15 protein-coding genes and 1 pseudogene are annotated in these 16,450 nt (G+C 58.1%); 3 read left to right on the forward strand and 13 right to left on the reverse strand.

Annotated elements, in window-relative coordinates; translation table 11 throughout:
• Positions 1-9 precede the first annotated feature (9 nt).
• A complete protein-coding gene (locus BM113_RS20285; RefSeq protein WP_089789802.1) occupies positions 10-1,155 on the reverse strand; it encodes an MBL fold metallo-hydrolase in 1,146 nt (381 codons plus the stop codon).
• 195 nt (positions 1,156-1,350) lie between these two features.
• Here BM113_RS20285 and BM113_RS20290 point away from each other — a divergent pair, with 195 nt between their 5' ends.
• The gene (locus BM113_RS20290) at positions 1,351-2,079 is read left to right on the forward strand and encodes a 3-oxoacyl-ACP reductase family protein (protein ID WP_089789803.1); all 729 of its coding nucleotides are present in this window, start codon (positions 1,351-1,353) and stop codon (positions 2,077-2,079) included.
• A gap of 191 nt (positions 2,080-2,270) precedes the next feature.
• On the opposite strand, the gene BM113_RS20295 is transcribed toward BM113_RS20290, so the two are convergent.
• From BM113_RS20295 to BM113_RS20330, 7 genes are all read right to left on the reverse strand, one after another.
• Positions 2,271-3,173 carry an ArsR/SmtB family transcription factor gene (locus BM113_RS20295; RefSeq protein WP_089789804.1) on the reverse strand — a complete coding sequence of 301 codons (903 nt, stop codon included), beginning with the start codon at positions 3,171-3,173 and terminating at the stop codon, positions 2,271-2,273.
• A 60-nt stretch (positions 3,174-3,233) separates the two neighbouring features.
• Positions 3,234-5,144, reverse strand: coding sequence for a S9 family peptidase (locus BM113_RS20300; protein WP_177209239.1), 1,911 nt, complete (start codon positions 5,142-5,144; stop codon positions 3,234-3,236).
• Between the two features lie 414 nt (positions 5,145-5,558).
• Positions 5,559-6,350 carry a CPBP family intramembrane glutamic endopeptidase gene (locus BM113_RS20310; RefSeq protein ID WP_177209240.1) on the reverse strand — a complete coding sequence of 264 codons (792 nt, stop codon included), beginning with the start codon at positions 6,348-6,350 and terminating at the stop codon, positions 5,559-5,561.
• A 175-nt stretch (positions 6,351-6,525) separates the two neighbouring features.
• Complete coding sequence (locus BM113_RS20315) at positions 6,526-7,341, reverse strand: CPBP family intramembrane glutamic endopeptidase (RefSeq protein ID WP_177209241.1); 816 nt, start codon at positions 7,339-7,341, stop codon at positions 6,526-6,528.
• A gap of 210 nt (positions 7,342-7,551) precedes the next feature.
• Positions 7,552-8,220, reverse strand: a complete 669-nt coding sequence (locus tag BM113_RS20320; protein WP_089789809.1) for a hypothetical protein — start codon at positions 8,218-8,220, stop codon at positions 7,552-7,554.
• Complete coding sequence (locus tag BM113_RS20325; RefSeq protein WP_089789810.1) at positions 8,217-8,852, reverse strand: class I SAM-dependent methyltransferase; 636 nt, start codon at positions 8,850-8,852, stop codon at positions 8,217-8,219. Before BM113_RS20325 ends, BM113_RS20320 begins: the two co-directional genes overlap by 4 nt.
• A 278-nt stretch (positions 8,853-9,130) precedes the next feature.
• A complete protein-coding gene (locus BM113_RS20330; RefSeq protein ID WP_143095875.1) occupies positions 9,131-10,054 on the reverse strand; it encodes a DUF7351 domain-containing protein in 924 nt (307 codons plus the stop codon).
• A gap of 85 nt (positions 10,055-10,139) precedes the next feature.
• Between BM113_RS20330 and BM113_RS22060 the strand changes: the two genes are divergently transcribed.
• Both BM113_RS22060 and BM113_RS20340 read left to right on the forward strand, forming a co-directional pair.
• Entirely contained in the window at positions 10,140-10,388 is a 249-nt protein-coding gene (locus BM113_RS22060) for a hypothetical protein (protein ID WP_143095876.1), read from the forward strand.
• Between the two features lie 679 nt (positions 10,389-11,067).
• The gene (locus BM113_RS20340) at positions 11,068-11,367 is read left to right on the forward strand and encodes a PadR family transcriptional regulator (protein WP_007143737.1); all 300 of its coding nucleotides are present in this window, start codon (positions 11,068-11,070) and stop codon (positions 11,365-11,367) included.
• 2,000 nt (positions 11,368-13,367) lie between these two features.
• On the opposite strand, the gene BM113_RS20345 is transcribed toward BM113_RS20340, so the two are convergent.
• From BM113_RS20345 to BM113_RS20360, 5 genes and pseudogenes are all read right to left on the reverse strand, one after another.
• Positions 13,368-14,606: an FAD-dependent oxidoreductase gene (locus BM113_RS20345; RefSeq protein WP_089789813.1), complete on the reverse strand. Its 1,239-nt coding sequence runs from the start codon at positions 14,604-14,606 to the stop codon at positions 13,368-13,370.
• Between the two features lie 279 nt (positions 14,607-14,885).
• Positions 14,886-15,086, reverse strand: a complete 201-nt coding sequence (locus tag BM113_RS22765; protein WP_245758131.1) for a hypothetical protein — start codon at positions 15,084-15,086, stop codon at positions 14,886-14,888.
• A gap of 3 nt (positions 15,087-15,089) precedes the next feature.
• Positions 15,090-15,437 (reverse strand): annotated as a pseudogene (locus BM113_RS22965) (ribbon-helix-helix domain-containing protein); the annotation flags it as partial.
• A 228-nt stretch (positions 15,438-15,665) separates the two neighbouring features.
• The gene (locus tag BM113_RS20355) at positions 15,666-16,016 is read right to left on the reverse strand and encodes a DUF7344 domain-containing protein (protein WP_089789814.1); all 351 of its coding nucleotides are present in this window, start codon (positions 16,014-16,016) and stop codon (positions 15,666-15,668) included.
• Between the two features lie 180 nt (positions 16,017-16,196).
• Positions 16,197-16,403: a hypothetical protein gene (locus BM113_RS20360; RefSeq protein WP_089789815.1), complete on the reverse strand. Its 207-nt coding sequence runs from the start codon at positions 16,401-16,403 to the stop codon at positions 16,197-16,199.
• Positions 16,404-16,450 lie beyond the last annotated feature (47 nt).

The raw sequence follows: 16,450 nt of genomic DNA on the forward strand, positions 1-16,450 counted from the left end.
CGACGGCCTTCAGGCCGCACAGTTATTCGGCCCGAGTTCGAGTTCCGTCACTTCGGACCCGTCCTCGGGTGGTTCCGTGCCGGTGTTGATCTCGATGACGCGCTCGTAGTTCGGGGGTTTATCGGGCGCGTCGTCGACCAACCGGTCCACGAACTCGTCCTCGTCGAGTCCGAGGAGATCGAGATCAGCGTGAAGCTCACCCAGTCGGGCCCCGATCAGTTCGCCAGGCGATCCGACCTCGTATCGGTTGTCCTTCGTGACGGATACGTGACCCGGAAGGATCCGCGTCTCGTCCGGTAGCTCGAGGATCGTTTCGTGGATCGATTCGTAGAGCAGTTCGGCACCGTGTGCTGCATCCTCGTCACCGAACTGTAACTCCGTCCGGCCGACGGACTCCACGAACAGGGTATCACCGGTGAGGAGCATCTCGCCCTCGACGAGATAGTTGACCATTTCGGTTGTGTGTCCCGGTGTGTGAAGCGTCTCGATCTCGATCTCCCCGAGTTCGAGCGTTCGACCGTCGGCGAGCGGTTCGTAGTCGTAATCGACTCCCCGTTCGCTCGCACGGTCACCGAGATGATACGGGACGTCGAGTTCGTTCGCCAGTTTGGGACCGCCCGAAACGTGGTCCGCGTGAACGTGGGTATCGAGGACCCGTTCGATCGTGAGCCCGGCCTCCTCCGCTACGACCTTGAACTGGTCCGTCTGCCGTGTCGGATCGACGACGACTGCCGATCCGGCACGTTTCGAGCCGACGAGATAGCCGAGGCAACCTTTCGCCCGACGCTGTAATTGCAGTGCGACGAGATCGTCGTTTTCCGTCTCCAGGGGAACGACTTCGTATACCTCGCTCCAGTCTTCCATGCCGCCTTTCACGACGGAGACGTCTTCGACCCCGTGTTGCTCGAGTCGAAACCCGAACGGCGTCGACGTGAGCCCTTTGCCACAGATGACGACTGTGTCGCCGTTTTTCGACTCCTCGACGGGCTCGAGGTGGTCGTCCGTGAACTCTTCTCTCGGATCGAACGGGACGTTCTTGGCGCCGTGGATACGCCATCCTTCGTAGCTGTCTTCGGGCCGGGTGTCAATGAGTGTGAACGATTCGTCGGAATCGATCAACTCCGCAAGTCGTTCGGAGGATATCTGGTCTACCATTGTGATCTCTCTACAATATTGTCTGGGATCGGACCGCCGATAGGTCTCGGCCCTGCACAGGCACCCCTACTAGAACTCGCTCCATCGCTTCGTGCAGCTCCGATCGATCCCGAATTGCGTCGTTCTCGTCGAACACGAAACGGCGCTCCACCGGTGGGCGGAACTACCAAGTCGATCACAGCGTGTCGTACAGGTATGCCCGCCGCAGTCGTGACTGGCTCCTCGAGAGGGATCGGGAAAGCGATCGCGCGTCGCTTCGCAACTGACGGATACGACGTGGCCGTGAACTATCGGTCTAGCGAAGACGCTGCCGAGGCGGTTGCTTCCGAGATCCGCGATTACGGGCGAGAAGCGATCGCCGTCGAAGCGGACGTCGCCGATCCTGACGCTGCTGGGCGACTGGTCGATACCGCTGCCGACGCGTTCGGCGGCGTCGATCACGTCGTCAACAACGCCGGAATCGATCAACACGTCTACACTGACGATCTCGACCCGGATGACTTCGATCGGATCATGGACGTCAACGTCAATTCCGCGTTCAACGTCACGAAAGCAGCGCTTCCGTATCTTCGTGACTCGACTGCTGACCCGTCCGTGACGAACATCTCTTCGATTCTCGCCCACACCGGTGCGGCGATCGAGTGCCATTACGCGTCGTCGAAAGGCGCGCTCCTTTCGTTGACTCGCAGTCACGCCCAGGATTTTGCGCCCGACGTACGGGTGAACGCCGTCGCCCCGGGCCACATCGAGACGGACATGACTGCCGATCGAACGCCAGAGGAGAAACGGGAGGAACTCGCCCGGATTCCAGTCGAGCGGTACGGCCAACCCGAAGACATCGCCGACGCAGTTGCATATCTTCGCGACGCCACGTTCGTCACGGGCGAGACGCTGAACGTGAACGGCGGCGAACTGATGCAGTGACGAACGCTCGGTGGGCCTCTCGTCGACCACCTCCGTCGTCTACACGCGACAGCACGCGTCTCTCGTGGTCGCTGGGTGCATTCCAGCGACTCTGTAAACACCTCGAGTTCGAGGACTGACTCGACTGGTAATGGTCCCGTTACAGACGTCGAGTGGCCCCTGCCCCTTCCCCTTCCCGACAACCGAGACGCTCACCGAGCAAGGCGCTCCGTACCGAGCACCGACAGGTGGTCGTCGACGGTCAGCGACAGCGACTCCCCCTCGCATTGGTACGTGATTTCGAAGGTGTCTAGCGCTTCGTCCGGGGGAGTCACGTCGACATCGTCGAACGCAGGGAACGACCAGCAGTATCGTTCGTGGACGTTGATACCGTGGTCGATGTAGAAGCCGATGACGGAAGGATGTTCGAGGAGAACGTCGCTAACGCTCGAGTAGGCCGTCGCGCCGCACTGTTGGCAGTCGAACTCCACCGTCGCCGTACCAGGGTGTTCGGTCTCCTCGAGTTGCTCGTCGGACCGTATCGCACTCGAGTCGAACTCGTCACTCGACTTGACAGTCCGAGCGAGTCGGCCGTTACAGAAGATACAGAAACCGGAATACTGTCGCTGGATCGTCGTTCGAAGGTGTCGGCTTGCGAGACGCGGAACGTCGGTATCTTCACAGTGGGCGAACACTGCTGGCGGGACTACGAACTCGTAGGTTGCACGACAGGACGTACACTCGACGGTTACGACCTCATCACGGTAGGAGAGTTGTTGTGTCTCGCCGCAGAATCGACACGGGTCCGCCAGTTCGATGGGTTCGATCTCGCCGCTCGTAGTGTATCTTCCGGACTCGATCGACCCGACCACGTGCTTGCCCGCTTGCGTGAGTTCGTAACCTGCCTCGGTCTTGCGGACGAACCGGTCCGTCAGTTTCCCCAGGTGGTAGTTGAACCGTCCTGAGTCCTCGACGCCCGTCGCATCCTGAAGCGTCGAAAAAGACGCCGTTTCCTCGGGACGAGTCCGCAGGAACCGCAGGATGTTCACTCTGATGTCGTCGGCCAGGGCACCGAACACTTCCCCCAGGTCGTCCTCGGTGAACTGCGTGGGCATGTGCAGACCTGTCTCCCGATCTACATACTGTTTACGCCTCCGGGTTGGACGTGGACCGACCTACGAGACGTCGAGTCGGCGTCGGAGAAAACCATCGAGGATTCGATACATCCGGCGGCGCTGGCTCCTGTCAGTGGTCGCGTGTCCTTCCTTGCGAAGCTCGCGGTATTCGAAGTCACCGGTTTCCCCCTGATCGTATCCCTCCTCGAGTAACGCCTCACGAAACACCCTGGCCTGTGAGACCGGGACGCGGGGGTCGTTGACGCCATGGAGAACGAGCAACGGTGCATCGAGGTTCGTGACGTGGGTAATCGGGGACCGTTCCCTGTAGAGCGCCTCGTTCTCTTCCGGAGTACCCAGGTATCGCTCCAACAACCCCGTCCGGTAGTGGGGCATGGTATCCTCGTAGTTGACCACCCAGTCGGTGATCCCCATCATTGCTACGCCCGCGTCGTAGAGGTCCGGATACTGGACGAGTTGCCAGTACGTGGAGTAGCCACCGTACGAACCACCGGTGACGGCGATTCGCTCATCGTCGATCCATTCGTGGGCCTCGAGGACGTGTTGGACCCCGGTCGCGATGTCGCCCTGTTCGGCACCGCCGAAGTCGTCGTACAGGCGTTCGATGAACTCGCGACCGCGCCCGACCGACCCCCGGTAATTCACCTCCAGCACGGAGAATCCCCGGGAAACGAGCAACTGGGTAAGCGTGCTGAACCGCTTGGCGTCTCGGCCCCGCGGTCCCCCGTGTGGCTTGACGACAAGTGGTGACGGCCGTTCCCCGGAGTCGTACAGCAGCGCACCGATATCGAGTTCCTCGTAGGGGTCGTGTTCGACCGCACGCTGTGGTGTATCGGGCACGCCGTCGGACCGGAACGTGAAGTACGTCGAGTCCGTGAACTCCGTCGGACTAAAGGGTCCGTATGCAGGTTCGAGGAGCGTTTCGACGTCATCCGTCGAGAGGTCGTACGCCAGCAGACTGCTCCGGGTCGTCGAACTTTTGTGACTCAACAGCACCCGCCCATCCGCGAGGACCGCGTCGTTAACGTGTCGTCGTTCGGGACGGATGGTGGCACTGAAGAAGGTGACACCATCGGGGAGGCTCAGTTCGCGGTCTGTAACCGGGTCGTCGCCGGACGTATCATAGACAACGGGAACCGTCATACCATCCCTGTCACGAAGCACGAACACCTCGTCGCCCTCCGGGTGGAACTGGATGGGAGTCTCCTCGTAGGTCCCGTCGCCGAGCCAGGTCGTTTCGGAGGTTTCGAGGTCGTATACACCCGGCCGGGTCCGACCGTCGCTGTCGTCACCGAGGAGGAGTCGCTCTCCTTCCGGCCCCCAGTCCGCGACCGTCGTTTGACTACCCGTCGTACCGCACTGAACGTTCCAGCTGTTCGTCCCGTCTGCGTCCATCACGTAGGTGTCGAGGTTCATCGGATCGCCTGTCTCGTCGGTGACGTATGCGATCCGATCGCCATCTGGCCCGAGTACCGCCCGCCAGACAGTCCGGCTGTGGTCGGTGAGCGCCGTCTCTCCACCCTCCTCGAGACCGTGGCGGTAGAGATTCATCTGGCCGTTTCGCGTGGAGTTGACCACGACGAACGATCCGTCCGGGGCGATAGCACACAGTTCGTTCTTTCCATCCGAACGGACCACCGGATCGAGGCTGCCGGTCGCGTCCATCGCGTAGATGTCGTACTGCTCGTCGCCGGCGTCGTCGATGTGGACCAATACCCGGTCGCCATCGGCAGCCCAGCCTAGCGGAGCGTTGCCGTCTCTCGGCACGTTGCCGTCGCTCCACTGTCTCCGGTTACCCGTTGTCACGTCGAGCACGTGGAGTTCGTTCCGACCGGTATCGTCGTAGTACAGCGCTACACGATCGCCTGACGGCGACACCGTCGGTCGGCATAGTGTCGGTAATGCCGCAAGCGCTTCGAGCGGATCGTCGACTGTTGCACTATCGTTCATGGATCGTTCTCCCGTTGAGGGGGGACGCCAATAATTGTAATCTGAAATATGTTTCTGTGGAGTTTCGCACAGAAGATTCCTTCACATCGGTCAAACGGTTTGTGAGGTATTCCTGGTACCCCATCGATCAGGCCCGGACGCCACTCGTATCCATCACGCCGACGGTTGGCTTTCGAGACGGAATATCCCTGATTGGGCTAGGTCGACGATTCGGATAGTTGCCTGCTGTACCGGGAGGGCCGCCCGGAGCAGTCCGGCCGTCCCCTCGAGACCCGTGACTCGAGTGGCCGGAACCAAATCGATCACGCTCGTGTCGTCGTCTTGCTTTCGAGTGAGCCTGGTTCCTACCAAGCCCATCGCGCCACTCCGAGTAGTCGCGAGACCATCGGTGAATTCATCACGTCTGTGGCGGGGTCAATCGGCCTCGCCCACTACTGCAGGTGGCGGACCGGTGGGCGCGAGATAATTCCGTCCATAGACGACGACAACCATCACGATAAGGCCAAGCCACACCAGCAGGCCAACGGCCGAGAGCCAACTAGGGGCGTCAGCTGTAAACTCGAACGCTGGCGTTGCGTTGAAAACAGCGTGACCGAGCATGACAACGGGAATCGTTCCGCCACTTCCGTTGAACAGCCAGGCGAATACTATAGCCATCAGGGTCATCACCAGCGGAAGGGCAACGAGAGCTCCGAGGCCGGCATTCTCGTACCCCGCACCGGCTAACAACAACCATGGGTAGTGCCAGACCCCGACTAAGATGCCGATCATAATGGCGGCGATTAGCGCATCGTACCGTTCCTGCAGGCGTGGCTGGGCGAATCCTCGCCAGCCAAACTCCTCTAGCGACCCCGCAAACAACAACGTCACTCCGAAACTCACCGCGATTTCTTCGACGTGATCGAGTGCGACGGGGACACCGAGAAGACTGCCGAGCACGTGGGGAGCGTCGGCGTAAAGAAACACAACGACGGCGGCGATTAGGTACCACTTTGGGTTCGTACGTGGGTCCCCAACCGTCCGGAGCCACGGTCGAACATCGCCAGTAGACAGTTGACCGACGAGAAGTGCAGCGAGTAGCGGGCCCCAGGCAAATGGGATTTGCCAGAGCCGCGATTCCCCGATTTGTTCCCCACCAATCAATACGAACATCAGGGCGAAGACGGCCCACGAGTAGAGGAATGTGATAGTAAAAAACGCACTCACTGGGTGTGCACGGAAAGCACGTCCGATACGACCGTCGAGCATAGTTTTGGTGATACCTGGTCTTTCGCCTGTGTGAGACGTACGTGAACGATCGGACACGGATCACTATCCCCAATCAAGTCATATAAAACGAATTATTTGCACGTCGACAGCTCAAGGACCCCGGGATTGGAATTCAGTCGGTCTCGTTGTGCTGAGAGTTCGTCACTAGTTCACTTTCTACGTTAGCCGCTTGATCTGATAGCGCTTCGTAACCGAACACGACGACGAGCGCTGTGACACAGATGACCCCGATAGGTCGTGTGGCCCACAGAACGGTCTCACTGACTGTGTCTACGGATAACACGCCTGCATAGATTCCGATTGCGGAATTCATGCTTCCGTGAAGCAACATCACTACAACGATACTACCACCCGTACTGTTGTACAACCACGTGAATAGTATTGAAAATAGGATTATAAACGGAGCGAACAGATAGAATGGACCGTTCGTCAACCCGAGCGGGAGGATATATACAGGAAGGTGCCATCCAGCCCAGACGATGCCGATAATGAGACTGGCCGAGAGCGCGTCGTACTGCTGTTGGAGGTGGGGCAGTAGAAAGCCTCGCCACCCAAATTCCTCGTTGCCGCCGCTGATGAGGGTCGCTGTTGGAAGTCCGGAAATAAATATTGCGACGCCGCGGCCGAGGTTTTCAATTCGAAAGGAGGCACCGAACAACGAGAGACTGATCGCGGCAACCCCGTAAACGAGGATCGGGACGAGAAGTGCCGCGAGATACCACCGTGAAGCGACCCGCCAGGAAAGTATCGAGTGTAACCACTCTCGGATGTCTCCGCCCGCTGCGCGGACGGTTACTGCTGCGGCCACAGCTGGACCGAACACTCCAAGAAACACGATAGGAACGAACGGGGTATCATCCGAAAGGAGAAGATACCCGCCGCCCCAGATCCCCCAGGAGAAGGCATACGTCAGCACTACAAACAGCATCGCCGGTCGATCACGGATACGCCGTAGGACAGTGGTAGAGATCATTCCTCTGTACCGACTACCCCACTTGACCCTCTTGAGTGATTCAAGCCGACCCTCGTTTCAAGGAATTTGAATTGCTTCTTGGACCTCATATGTGGGGAATTCTGTATTATTGCCGTTTCGATTGTGCGTTCGGCAATACGTACTCCAACTGTGAGTCTCATCTTTTTAAACTATTTCTCCATCTTTATCTCGTCGCCAGCGTAGTTCGAGCCAGACGATGCCGACGAGGAAAACCGTCATGGCAATCGCGTCCACTGGAGTACCACTGTGAAACAGGGTTGCCAGTGGTGCACCACCGAGGAAGAGAACGGGCACAAGTGGTGCACCAGACTGACGGAGGAGGATACCGATCGAGGAGACAGCGATAACTGCTCCGATAGTGCCGAGGAATCCCAGCATTACGGACGGTATCCCTAACGCATCAATCGCTGCTGTCACTCCCTCCTGCTGTTCCGATGACAGCATATGTGCTTCGTGGGTCAATACTCCCGTTGCAACCCCGGCAATAGCCTCAAAGGCGATGTAGAACGTCAGGTAGATGGCGACACCGAGCCGTCCGATCATAGCTACCGGGCCAGTGTAGCCACTTAACAACACGTAGAACGATACCCCCAACAGACCGAGAAGGGGTAGCATGACGACGTGTAAGACCAACCACGTCCGGGATACCGGCAGAAGCGTATCGAGACCGCCGCTGCCGTCGGGATGGATAAAAAACAACGATCCAAGGAGGACTGGGGTTCCCATGAGGAGGAGCCACCGCCACAGATTCTTCTTCAGCGAAGGACCGGTGTCTCCGTTCAGGTCGGGGTGGAGAGCTTCGATTCTCGTCATTGGGAAGTCCTCTGCTGGTTGTCGTCGCCACCGGTACACGTGATACGCCTGATCCGACCGAACTGTGCAGTTTCGAATTCTTCAACGGACAGACCTGCCCGACGGACCACCTCGACGGGCTCTTGAGTCAACCGGCAGCCGGACTGCTCGTAGTGGGCATCGGCTCGCCACTCCTGATAGCGCCCGATGAGGGGATTGTTGCTGAGTCCATGTTCCAGTAATAGGATCCGCCCATCCGACTGGCAAACCCGTGCCATCTCTCGAAGGGCGATTTTCGGATCAGGGAACGTACAGGTCGAAAACGACGAAATAACTGTCTCGAAGCTATTATCTGCGAATCCAAGGTTCTGAGCGTCCATTTGTTCGACGGTTCCGCTCCGACCAAGGGTCTCTAGCTCTGCTCGCGCCTGTTCAACCAACGGTTCGCTGATGTCGATACCGACGATCTCACTCGAGTCGGGAAGGTACCGAAAATTCGCCCCCGCCCCGCAAGCTACGTCGAGTACTCGCCCCGCCGCTCGCCCAAACTGACAACGACGGTGGCGACCGGTGAGACAGCGATCCAACCAACTCAAGCGATCGATCCACTTCGCGTTGCGTGCATAGACCTCCTGAATATCCTGGAGAGTCATACGATCGTCGGCAGATGACGTCGTGTCATGGCGCTTGGACTCTCCGGAGTGGCTGTGGGTCGTGTCGTGTCTACTCTGACGAGTCATAGATTGAACACCTTGTACGAAGAGACGGCCGAACCCGGTATAAATATTATCGAATATTTGATATATTACCAGGTTGGCTTCAAAATCAGGTTTGAGTGATCTGGAGGCTATGAGAGTAGGTGGGACCCTATTTATGAATTATAGCTTGCTCCCGCCCCGATACACTCAACACCGTTTTTGAATCAAATGTGTCATGATCGGCTCGCACTGTGGTCTTTACCTCGGACGCGTTCGGATTTCGTCACCACAGCAGTTTCGTCGAGATACAATCGAAGTGAGCTACTGTCGTGTTGGAACTCGACCTTGTAGCTGCCCGTGGGACCGTCAACGTGGTCGGCAGTCCACTGCTCAGTGTGGAGGTTCTCGTGAAACTCCCATACCCCGGTCGCCAGAATATCGAGTCCGCGTTTCCAGTGGAACACGATCGATTCCGGATGGTACGCAGCGGCATGAGTGATCGGAACGCTCATAAACCGCAGACATTGCTGACACTCACTGAGAGTCACGAGTGACGTGGGGAGTCGTTCGGCTTCCGGTTCCCCGCTCAGATCACGGATTTCGGTCTCCATGTTGCCCGCACAATCCGGGCAGACATCTTGACGCATCTTCAGAAAGTCGGAAGCCTGTTCCCAAATGACGGTATCAATCAGGTCGGTTCCAGTGTGGCCTCGAACCTGTGCTGGTGTGAGTTTATACGTAAATGCGGGGCTCTCACAGGCCGTGCACTGAATCATGAAGTACTGGTCGTGCGGTACCGCCTGCAAAGCTGCCGTCCCACATTGGAGACAACTGCCGTCCGTCTCAATGGCCTGGAAGTCCGAGGGGTGCAGGTAGTTTTCGGCGAGGATGAACCGGACCATCTGCTCCCCGGCGTGAGTAAACCGATATCTATCCTCATGCTTCCTGAGAAAGGTACCGGTGAGTTCACCAAGGTGATACGAGAATTTGGAAGTATTGTCTACGTCGACCCGTCCGTACAACTCAGAAAAGGATAACCCGGGTGTGACTATTGGTATCTCGTCGTATCGAGCACGTGCAACTTCACGTAAGATATCGACCCGTATTTCATCAGAAAGAAGATGGAATACGTCTTCTGCCGTCTGCTCTGTCTCCATTTGTATATCAATTGAATCTGCCGCACTATTGAAACTAGGGTTACACTTAGTCAAACAGTTCTCGGCGAACGCAACTCTGGCACTCGTGCCGAACCAGGAAACATTGAACCGTCTCACCGAAACACCGACTCGGCTCGTCGGTCCAATCGAACGCCCACTTGACGAGTTCGAAATTCTCGTGCCCGTTCCCAACGACCTCAGCGCTCGAGTCGACCACCAGACCAACGACGGGAAACGACTCGAAGCAATGAACACGCAAGAACGCTTCGCGGCGCTGTTGCTGACCACCGATGATCACACCCTGGCATTCGCCCGTATTCGGGCCAGAGGATAGGAAACGGCCAAGGAGCCACCGGTCCACCCCACAACCGCCGTCGAAAAAGGTCTCCGAACGACGAGACCGGTACCCCTCTTACGACCCTGAGAACTCACAACTAGAGCATTTCGGCACGATCGCCGATATTATTTCTAACACTTGACGAGAGAGCGCTGAATTAGATAATCTGTCCTGTTAGTGTTTTGAGCTGACTTCCTTATCGCCTGTGATGACCGAGGTACTCCTTCACTCCTCACCTGAGAACGAGATGGAAATGCTGTACCGTCACGGCCATCCAGAGCAATCCGGCCGTCTCCTCGAGACTCGGGCTTCGACGGTTACACTCGGGTAGTAACTCTCGCCGATGGCATCCGTCTCGTTGCAACCATCGAGGGAATCGTCGCTTTTGACGGGGACCGATGGATAGTCTGTCGATCCTTCGAGAGTTGTCATCTGAGGCCTACGGCAACATTCGTCGAGTGGCCGCTTCGTACGACAATCGAAACGAGGGGCCGGTATCTGGGGTTCAATACAACGTCTACGACGATAGGTGCCACCCGTCGAAGCCTCTGTCCGGTGACATCGTTGCATTCCACTGACGAAGCGTCAACAGCGAAAGCCGGAATTAGCTGTTGATTGATAAGTCTGATTCTTCGTTAGCACACAGTTTTATTATCGGATACAACAATGAGAAGATATGTACGATTTGACTGGCTTCCAGCGCGACCTGTTGTACACGATCGCCGGACAGGACGAACCTCACGGGCTCGCGATCAAAGAGGAACTCGAGGACTACTACGAAAAAGAAGTCCATCACGGCCGCCTCTATCCGAATCTCGACACGCTCGTCGATAAAGGGCTCGTCGAGAAGGGGCAGGCCGACAGACGGACGAACTTCTACACGACGACCCGCCGTGGTGAACGCGAGATCCGGGCACGACGCGAGTGGGAAAACCAGTACGTCGGCGACCTCCTCGAATCGGACGACACGGAGTAGCTACGTTTTCCGAGAAGCCTGCGATCGGGCACCGCTTTCATTTCCTCGAGTCTGACTCCCGGAATTTCAGACTCGGTGCCGTAGTCGAGGTACGCAGGGGGTACGGTTCCGCGTCGTGGCAGGAGGGACTCGAGAACGGTGGACCCGTTCTTCCTGTCGTGGACGCTCCGCCCGGTAGGTCGTCCTCGAGCACCGCCGCTCGGGTAACCGGCATCGCTAACCCGGGAAAAACATGATAGCTAACGAGGTATTTCGGCGGAGTCAACGGCCGGGATGAAGAGGATCGGGCTGATACTGGTGTTACGATAGTAAGACGGACAGGAGGGACAGAACGCAGGAAGTAGGCCCAATTCGACGCCTGCCTTCCGTCTCGCCTGTCATCGTCGTTTCGTCGTACGAGTGGGGTAAGGCTATCGATCACGTGGTCTCTTACATGATCGATTGTCTCGGTGAATAACCGATTTTGATCGTATCTAATCGCTTGGAGTGTATTTAGGCGACTCGCCAGACGTACTGAGGGGATATTACAGGGTTCTAATGGGGATGTCCGTACGAATCTGCCGTGAATTGCGACCCCATAATAGTTACAATAGGTACCTATTCTACATCTCGGTAGTGAGGACGTGCAAACAGTAGGTACCAAGACTACCAACGCAGGAGATATTCGATTCGGAGACCAGCGAGATGGAACGATATTATTATAATGTCCACATCACACCCGAAATATACCTGTATTCGTGGATTCCTGCCGAAGAGATAGGGATGCCAATAGAATAGTGGCGTTCGTGTATGAGCGTACGAACACCGACGCTCTAGCAACACCCCGTGTGATCGTTGAGAAAAGTGGTCTACCGGACTCCGAAATCACAGTCGACGGCGAGTTTGAACTGATCGGTATATGCCGGAAGTTCGTATCGACTATAGCGTCGGTGCCCAGAACGAGCGGTCGTCATTCACTCCCTTGCCTTCTCTTACTGACCTCTCACCGACTATTCGACCCTCGTTGACGGAGGGCTGGTACCGCTGATCCTGTTTACCGTCCCATCGAGGAACACCATAGCACACGTTTCGACCGGAGATGGTCAGGGATCTATATCGCGCTATGTGATTTACGCCACTATAATTCCTTTTTCGCTGACCCCCTCACTCCCTCACCGGGCATTCGGAATTTGTTCTGTTGATCGACTGCTGGCCGGACTACTGCGGCACCACCACCGAACCCTGGAGATATGTGGACGGTCTCAATTTTCACCTCCGAACGCTATCACTGACCGTTGTCGCACAAATCCGCCCGCCGCTGGGCCCCTCGCCCGACGACCTAGTTTTCCTCAAATCCGTTCGTGGACTACTCGGTCACCCGTCACCGCCTCGAGTTGCTCGGACGATCCAGAACTGCACGACGTGGTTCGAGAGCACCATCGCCGGCCGTAATGTGGCATCGGCCGATCGTTTTGGCTCCCATCTCCGGGGAGGTACACTTCGTTCGAACCGTTGTTCGACCGTCGGGAAACTACTGGCCAGCGTTGGGGCGGATCGAGTTGCGATAGCTCTCGGGTAGTCTCCGCGTCGCAGGCTCCCCGCATACCCAACGACCGATAGTCGCGACTCGAGTGATACACACGCGTCGGTCTGAACCCGACGTCGATATGACACTGCCGCCTCCTTGATATCGTCTTCCACCCACCCGATCGGTTAGCAGTGCTCGGAGAACGTGACGTCCCGGGCCTCGAGAACTGTGGTTGCTACCGCCGTTGCTCGCCTTGAGAGGGACTTGCTCGGACAGCACGACAGTAGTCTCGCCCAGAAATAAATGATATATCGATATATGAATTCCCCACCGTGGCGATACCGACGAGGCAGTGCTCGGTGCCGGCGGCCCACACGCTCGAGAGAAGCACTGCTACCGGATACGTCGGCACCGAATTCCAGTCAGAGCTACTCGGTGTGAAAGCGATCCCTGTATACTCGTCGTCCTCACCGGCGTTCATCCGGCGCGCGGTTTACTCGTCGACAGCTGTTGTGGTACCGACGGTACTGGAATCGGTCGGGTTCGCGCCCCCGTATTGCCCGACGAGTTCGTCGAGTCGTTCCGTGTCATCGACTGCCGGAAGCCTTCGAGTCGCAGTCTCGCACGTCGCATCGATACCGAGCCCGGCACAAACACGATCAGCGGTGACCTCGGCCATCCGGCGGTACGTCGTCAACTTGCCGCCAACGACGCTAACGAGCCCCGAAACACCCTCGTCAGCGTGGTCGATCACGGTGAAGCCTCGAGAAATGCCTCGGCGGTCAGACCCGGCTTCATCCGGCGCGTACAGGGGACGCACACCCCACCAGGTTCGGACCGTCCGTGCGTCGGCAACGGACGGGAGCATCGCCGCACACTCCGAGACGGATCGTTCTACCTCCCAGTCGGGTCGGTCGTACTCGTCGGGGTCGTCGACGGGAACGCTCGTAGTACCGAGGACGACCTCCCCCTCGTGGGGAACGATGATGTCGCCGTCGTCCGGTTCCCGGCAGCGGTTCAGCACTGGCTCGAGGTCGTCGTACTCGACCGCAACCATCACACCTCGAGACGGGGCCATCCCGACCGTGGCCCCAGCCATCTCGGCGAGCTGTCCGGCCCACGCCCCTGCCGCGTTGACGACGATTTCGGGCCTGACCGTGCCGTCGACGTCGCCGCCTAACTCGACCGAATCGATCCGTTCGTTAGATACGGTTACGTCCGTAACCGGGGTATGGGGGCGGACCGCTGCGCCGTGGGCCTCGGCGTCGGCCGCGTTCGCAGCGACCAGTCGCGACGGATAGACGACGCGGTCGGGGACGCGGAACGCCTCGACGACGTCGTCGGACAGTCCGGCCACCTGCTCGCGTGCTTCGTCGCCGTCGAGGCGTTGCACCTCGATACCGGCAGCGTTGCAGGCCGCCATCTTCCGTTCGAAGTAGTCCTCGTTATCTTCAGCCAGTCGAACGAACAGCCCGCCGGTATCGCGGATACAGGCCCCCGCAATGTCCTTGAGGATCCGATTCTCCGCGAGACACTCTTCGGCACTCTCCAGATCGGCTTCGGCATAGCGTGCACCGCTGTGGAGCAAACCGTGGGACCGACCCGATGTTCCGCTTGCGAGTCCATCACGGTCGACGAGCATCACGTCGACGTCGCGCAACGCCAGGTCTCGGGCGACGCCAGCGCCCGTCGCGCCACCCCCCACGACCAGAACCGTCGGATCGGTCGTCACGGTTCACCTCGGACGGGAATCGATTGCTGGCAGGACGAAATACCTCGAATCCGTCGGCTGGTTGTCTGTGAAAGCGTCACGTCCTATGTTAGGAGTAGGTTCACTTGAGGCTGCCGTCGAAGGACTCGAGGGCTCCCTACCGGTTCGGCCAGCGGTAGTTCGTCTCTCGGCACTTGCTCAACAGGGAATCGGTAGTCGCTGTCGTGACCGCGAGTCCCCCTTTGAGTCGGCTACGTGGCGATAGTCCGCACGACGACTCCCCCGGAAAGAAAAGGTGAATTAGATCTTATCGAGGCTGTCTTCGAGCAGGGACTCGAGTCTCCGAATCCGCTCCTTGAGGAATTCGACGTCCGGTTCTGGTTCAGATTCCGACTCCGATTCCGAACCGGACGCCTCCGGATCGGCGTCGTTCGACGACGTGATCGCCTGGACCAGAATGTCTTCGAAAGCGTCGTCCACGTCCTGCAACTCGATAGCCATCTGTATCCCATCACGAACGAATTCGCTCCGGGTCTGTCCCTGCTGTTCGGCCGCAGAGTCCGCACTTTCGATCAGTGCTTTCGGGACACGCACTGTGACCTTTTGTGTCTCCTGGAGATCGTAATCCGTTGCAGTTGCATCGAGATACCGGGATCCACCGAGCATCGCGGCGACCTGATAGTGGGTCGAGCACAACACGACCGTCGCGTCGTCTTTCGACGGCGGACCGAGCGAATACTCCCGAAGGGACTGTGCTGAACCACACACTTCACACCCGCCTTGCGGAGACCGCCGGCGCTCCTGATCGGGATATTCGATATAGTCGTCCGTCTCCGATTGATCGGCTGGCATGTTCGCTCGTTTCAGCCCTTGCTGCCACCTCGGTCTTCCATCACAATAGTAGTATCTAGTAACTTTCTCGAGACGTATCAGCTCTCCTCTGGAAACGGAGAACCACCACCACCACCATCGACGGCGTACAGAAAGCCACGTTTCGAGAAACGAACCCCGTTCTACGGGGGAAACTCCACGGTCAGTGAGGCGAGACCGTTTTGATGGGGGCTCGGGAGTCGACCGCGTTCAAACGCTGGTCGTGAGTTCGAGGTACGGGGCCAGTACCCCTCGCTCGACGCTCAGTGAGATGGCTTCCGTCTCCAGATCGTATGTCACGAGACCACAAGCACGCATCTGTGGCAAATGCGAATGGTAGAGATCTGTACAGATCCGTTCGTACCACTCTTGTGTAGCGTTTCCCTCATTGATCGCGATGTATTCGGCGAGGTCTCCGAGGAGAACGTCGCCAGGTCGTCGTGTCAGATAGGCCAGTATCTGTTGGCGTCGCTCATTGGCGAACATCGCGAACAACGTCGTCGGGGGAATCTCGTCCGTCCCTGGGTCCGTATCGTCTGGGGTGCGGGCTTGTGGCGTCATGTCGTCTCCGTACTTCGCCTACGCGTCGGAAGTCTACGTTCTCTCAGCCGGCGACTTCAGCAGAGTACAGGTCACCATTAGCGCCACATAGTATAGCTATTTCTACCGGTCGATATCAAAAGAAATCAAACCGTCAGGGACCGGATTCTGTTGGGTGAGTCCCGTTAGGATAGCGGTCGCTCAGTCGTCGAGGAACGTGGGCTCGTGGGGGGAGTCCGCCTCGCTCAGCCGTTTCTCGACCGTAATCGTCCAGTCTGGTGCCGATGAAACTGGCACCTCGATGTCCCACTGCCCTTCGATTGCGTCCCCACGAGCGAACGCAGTGAGAATCACCGTCTCGAGTTCGTCTTCGAACGAAGGGTCCCCGGTGTTGCTATCTGCAGACATATGGTTTCTCGATGGGTGTCGCCCAGTCGGTGCCATCCCGCTGTTCG

It is taken from the genome of Natronobacterium haloterrestre (assembly GCF_900112205.1).
In the GTDB taxonomy this organism is placed as follows: Archaea; Halobacteriota; Halobacteria; order Halobacteriales; family Natrialbaceae; genus Natronobacterium; species Natronobacterium haloterrestre.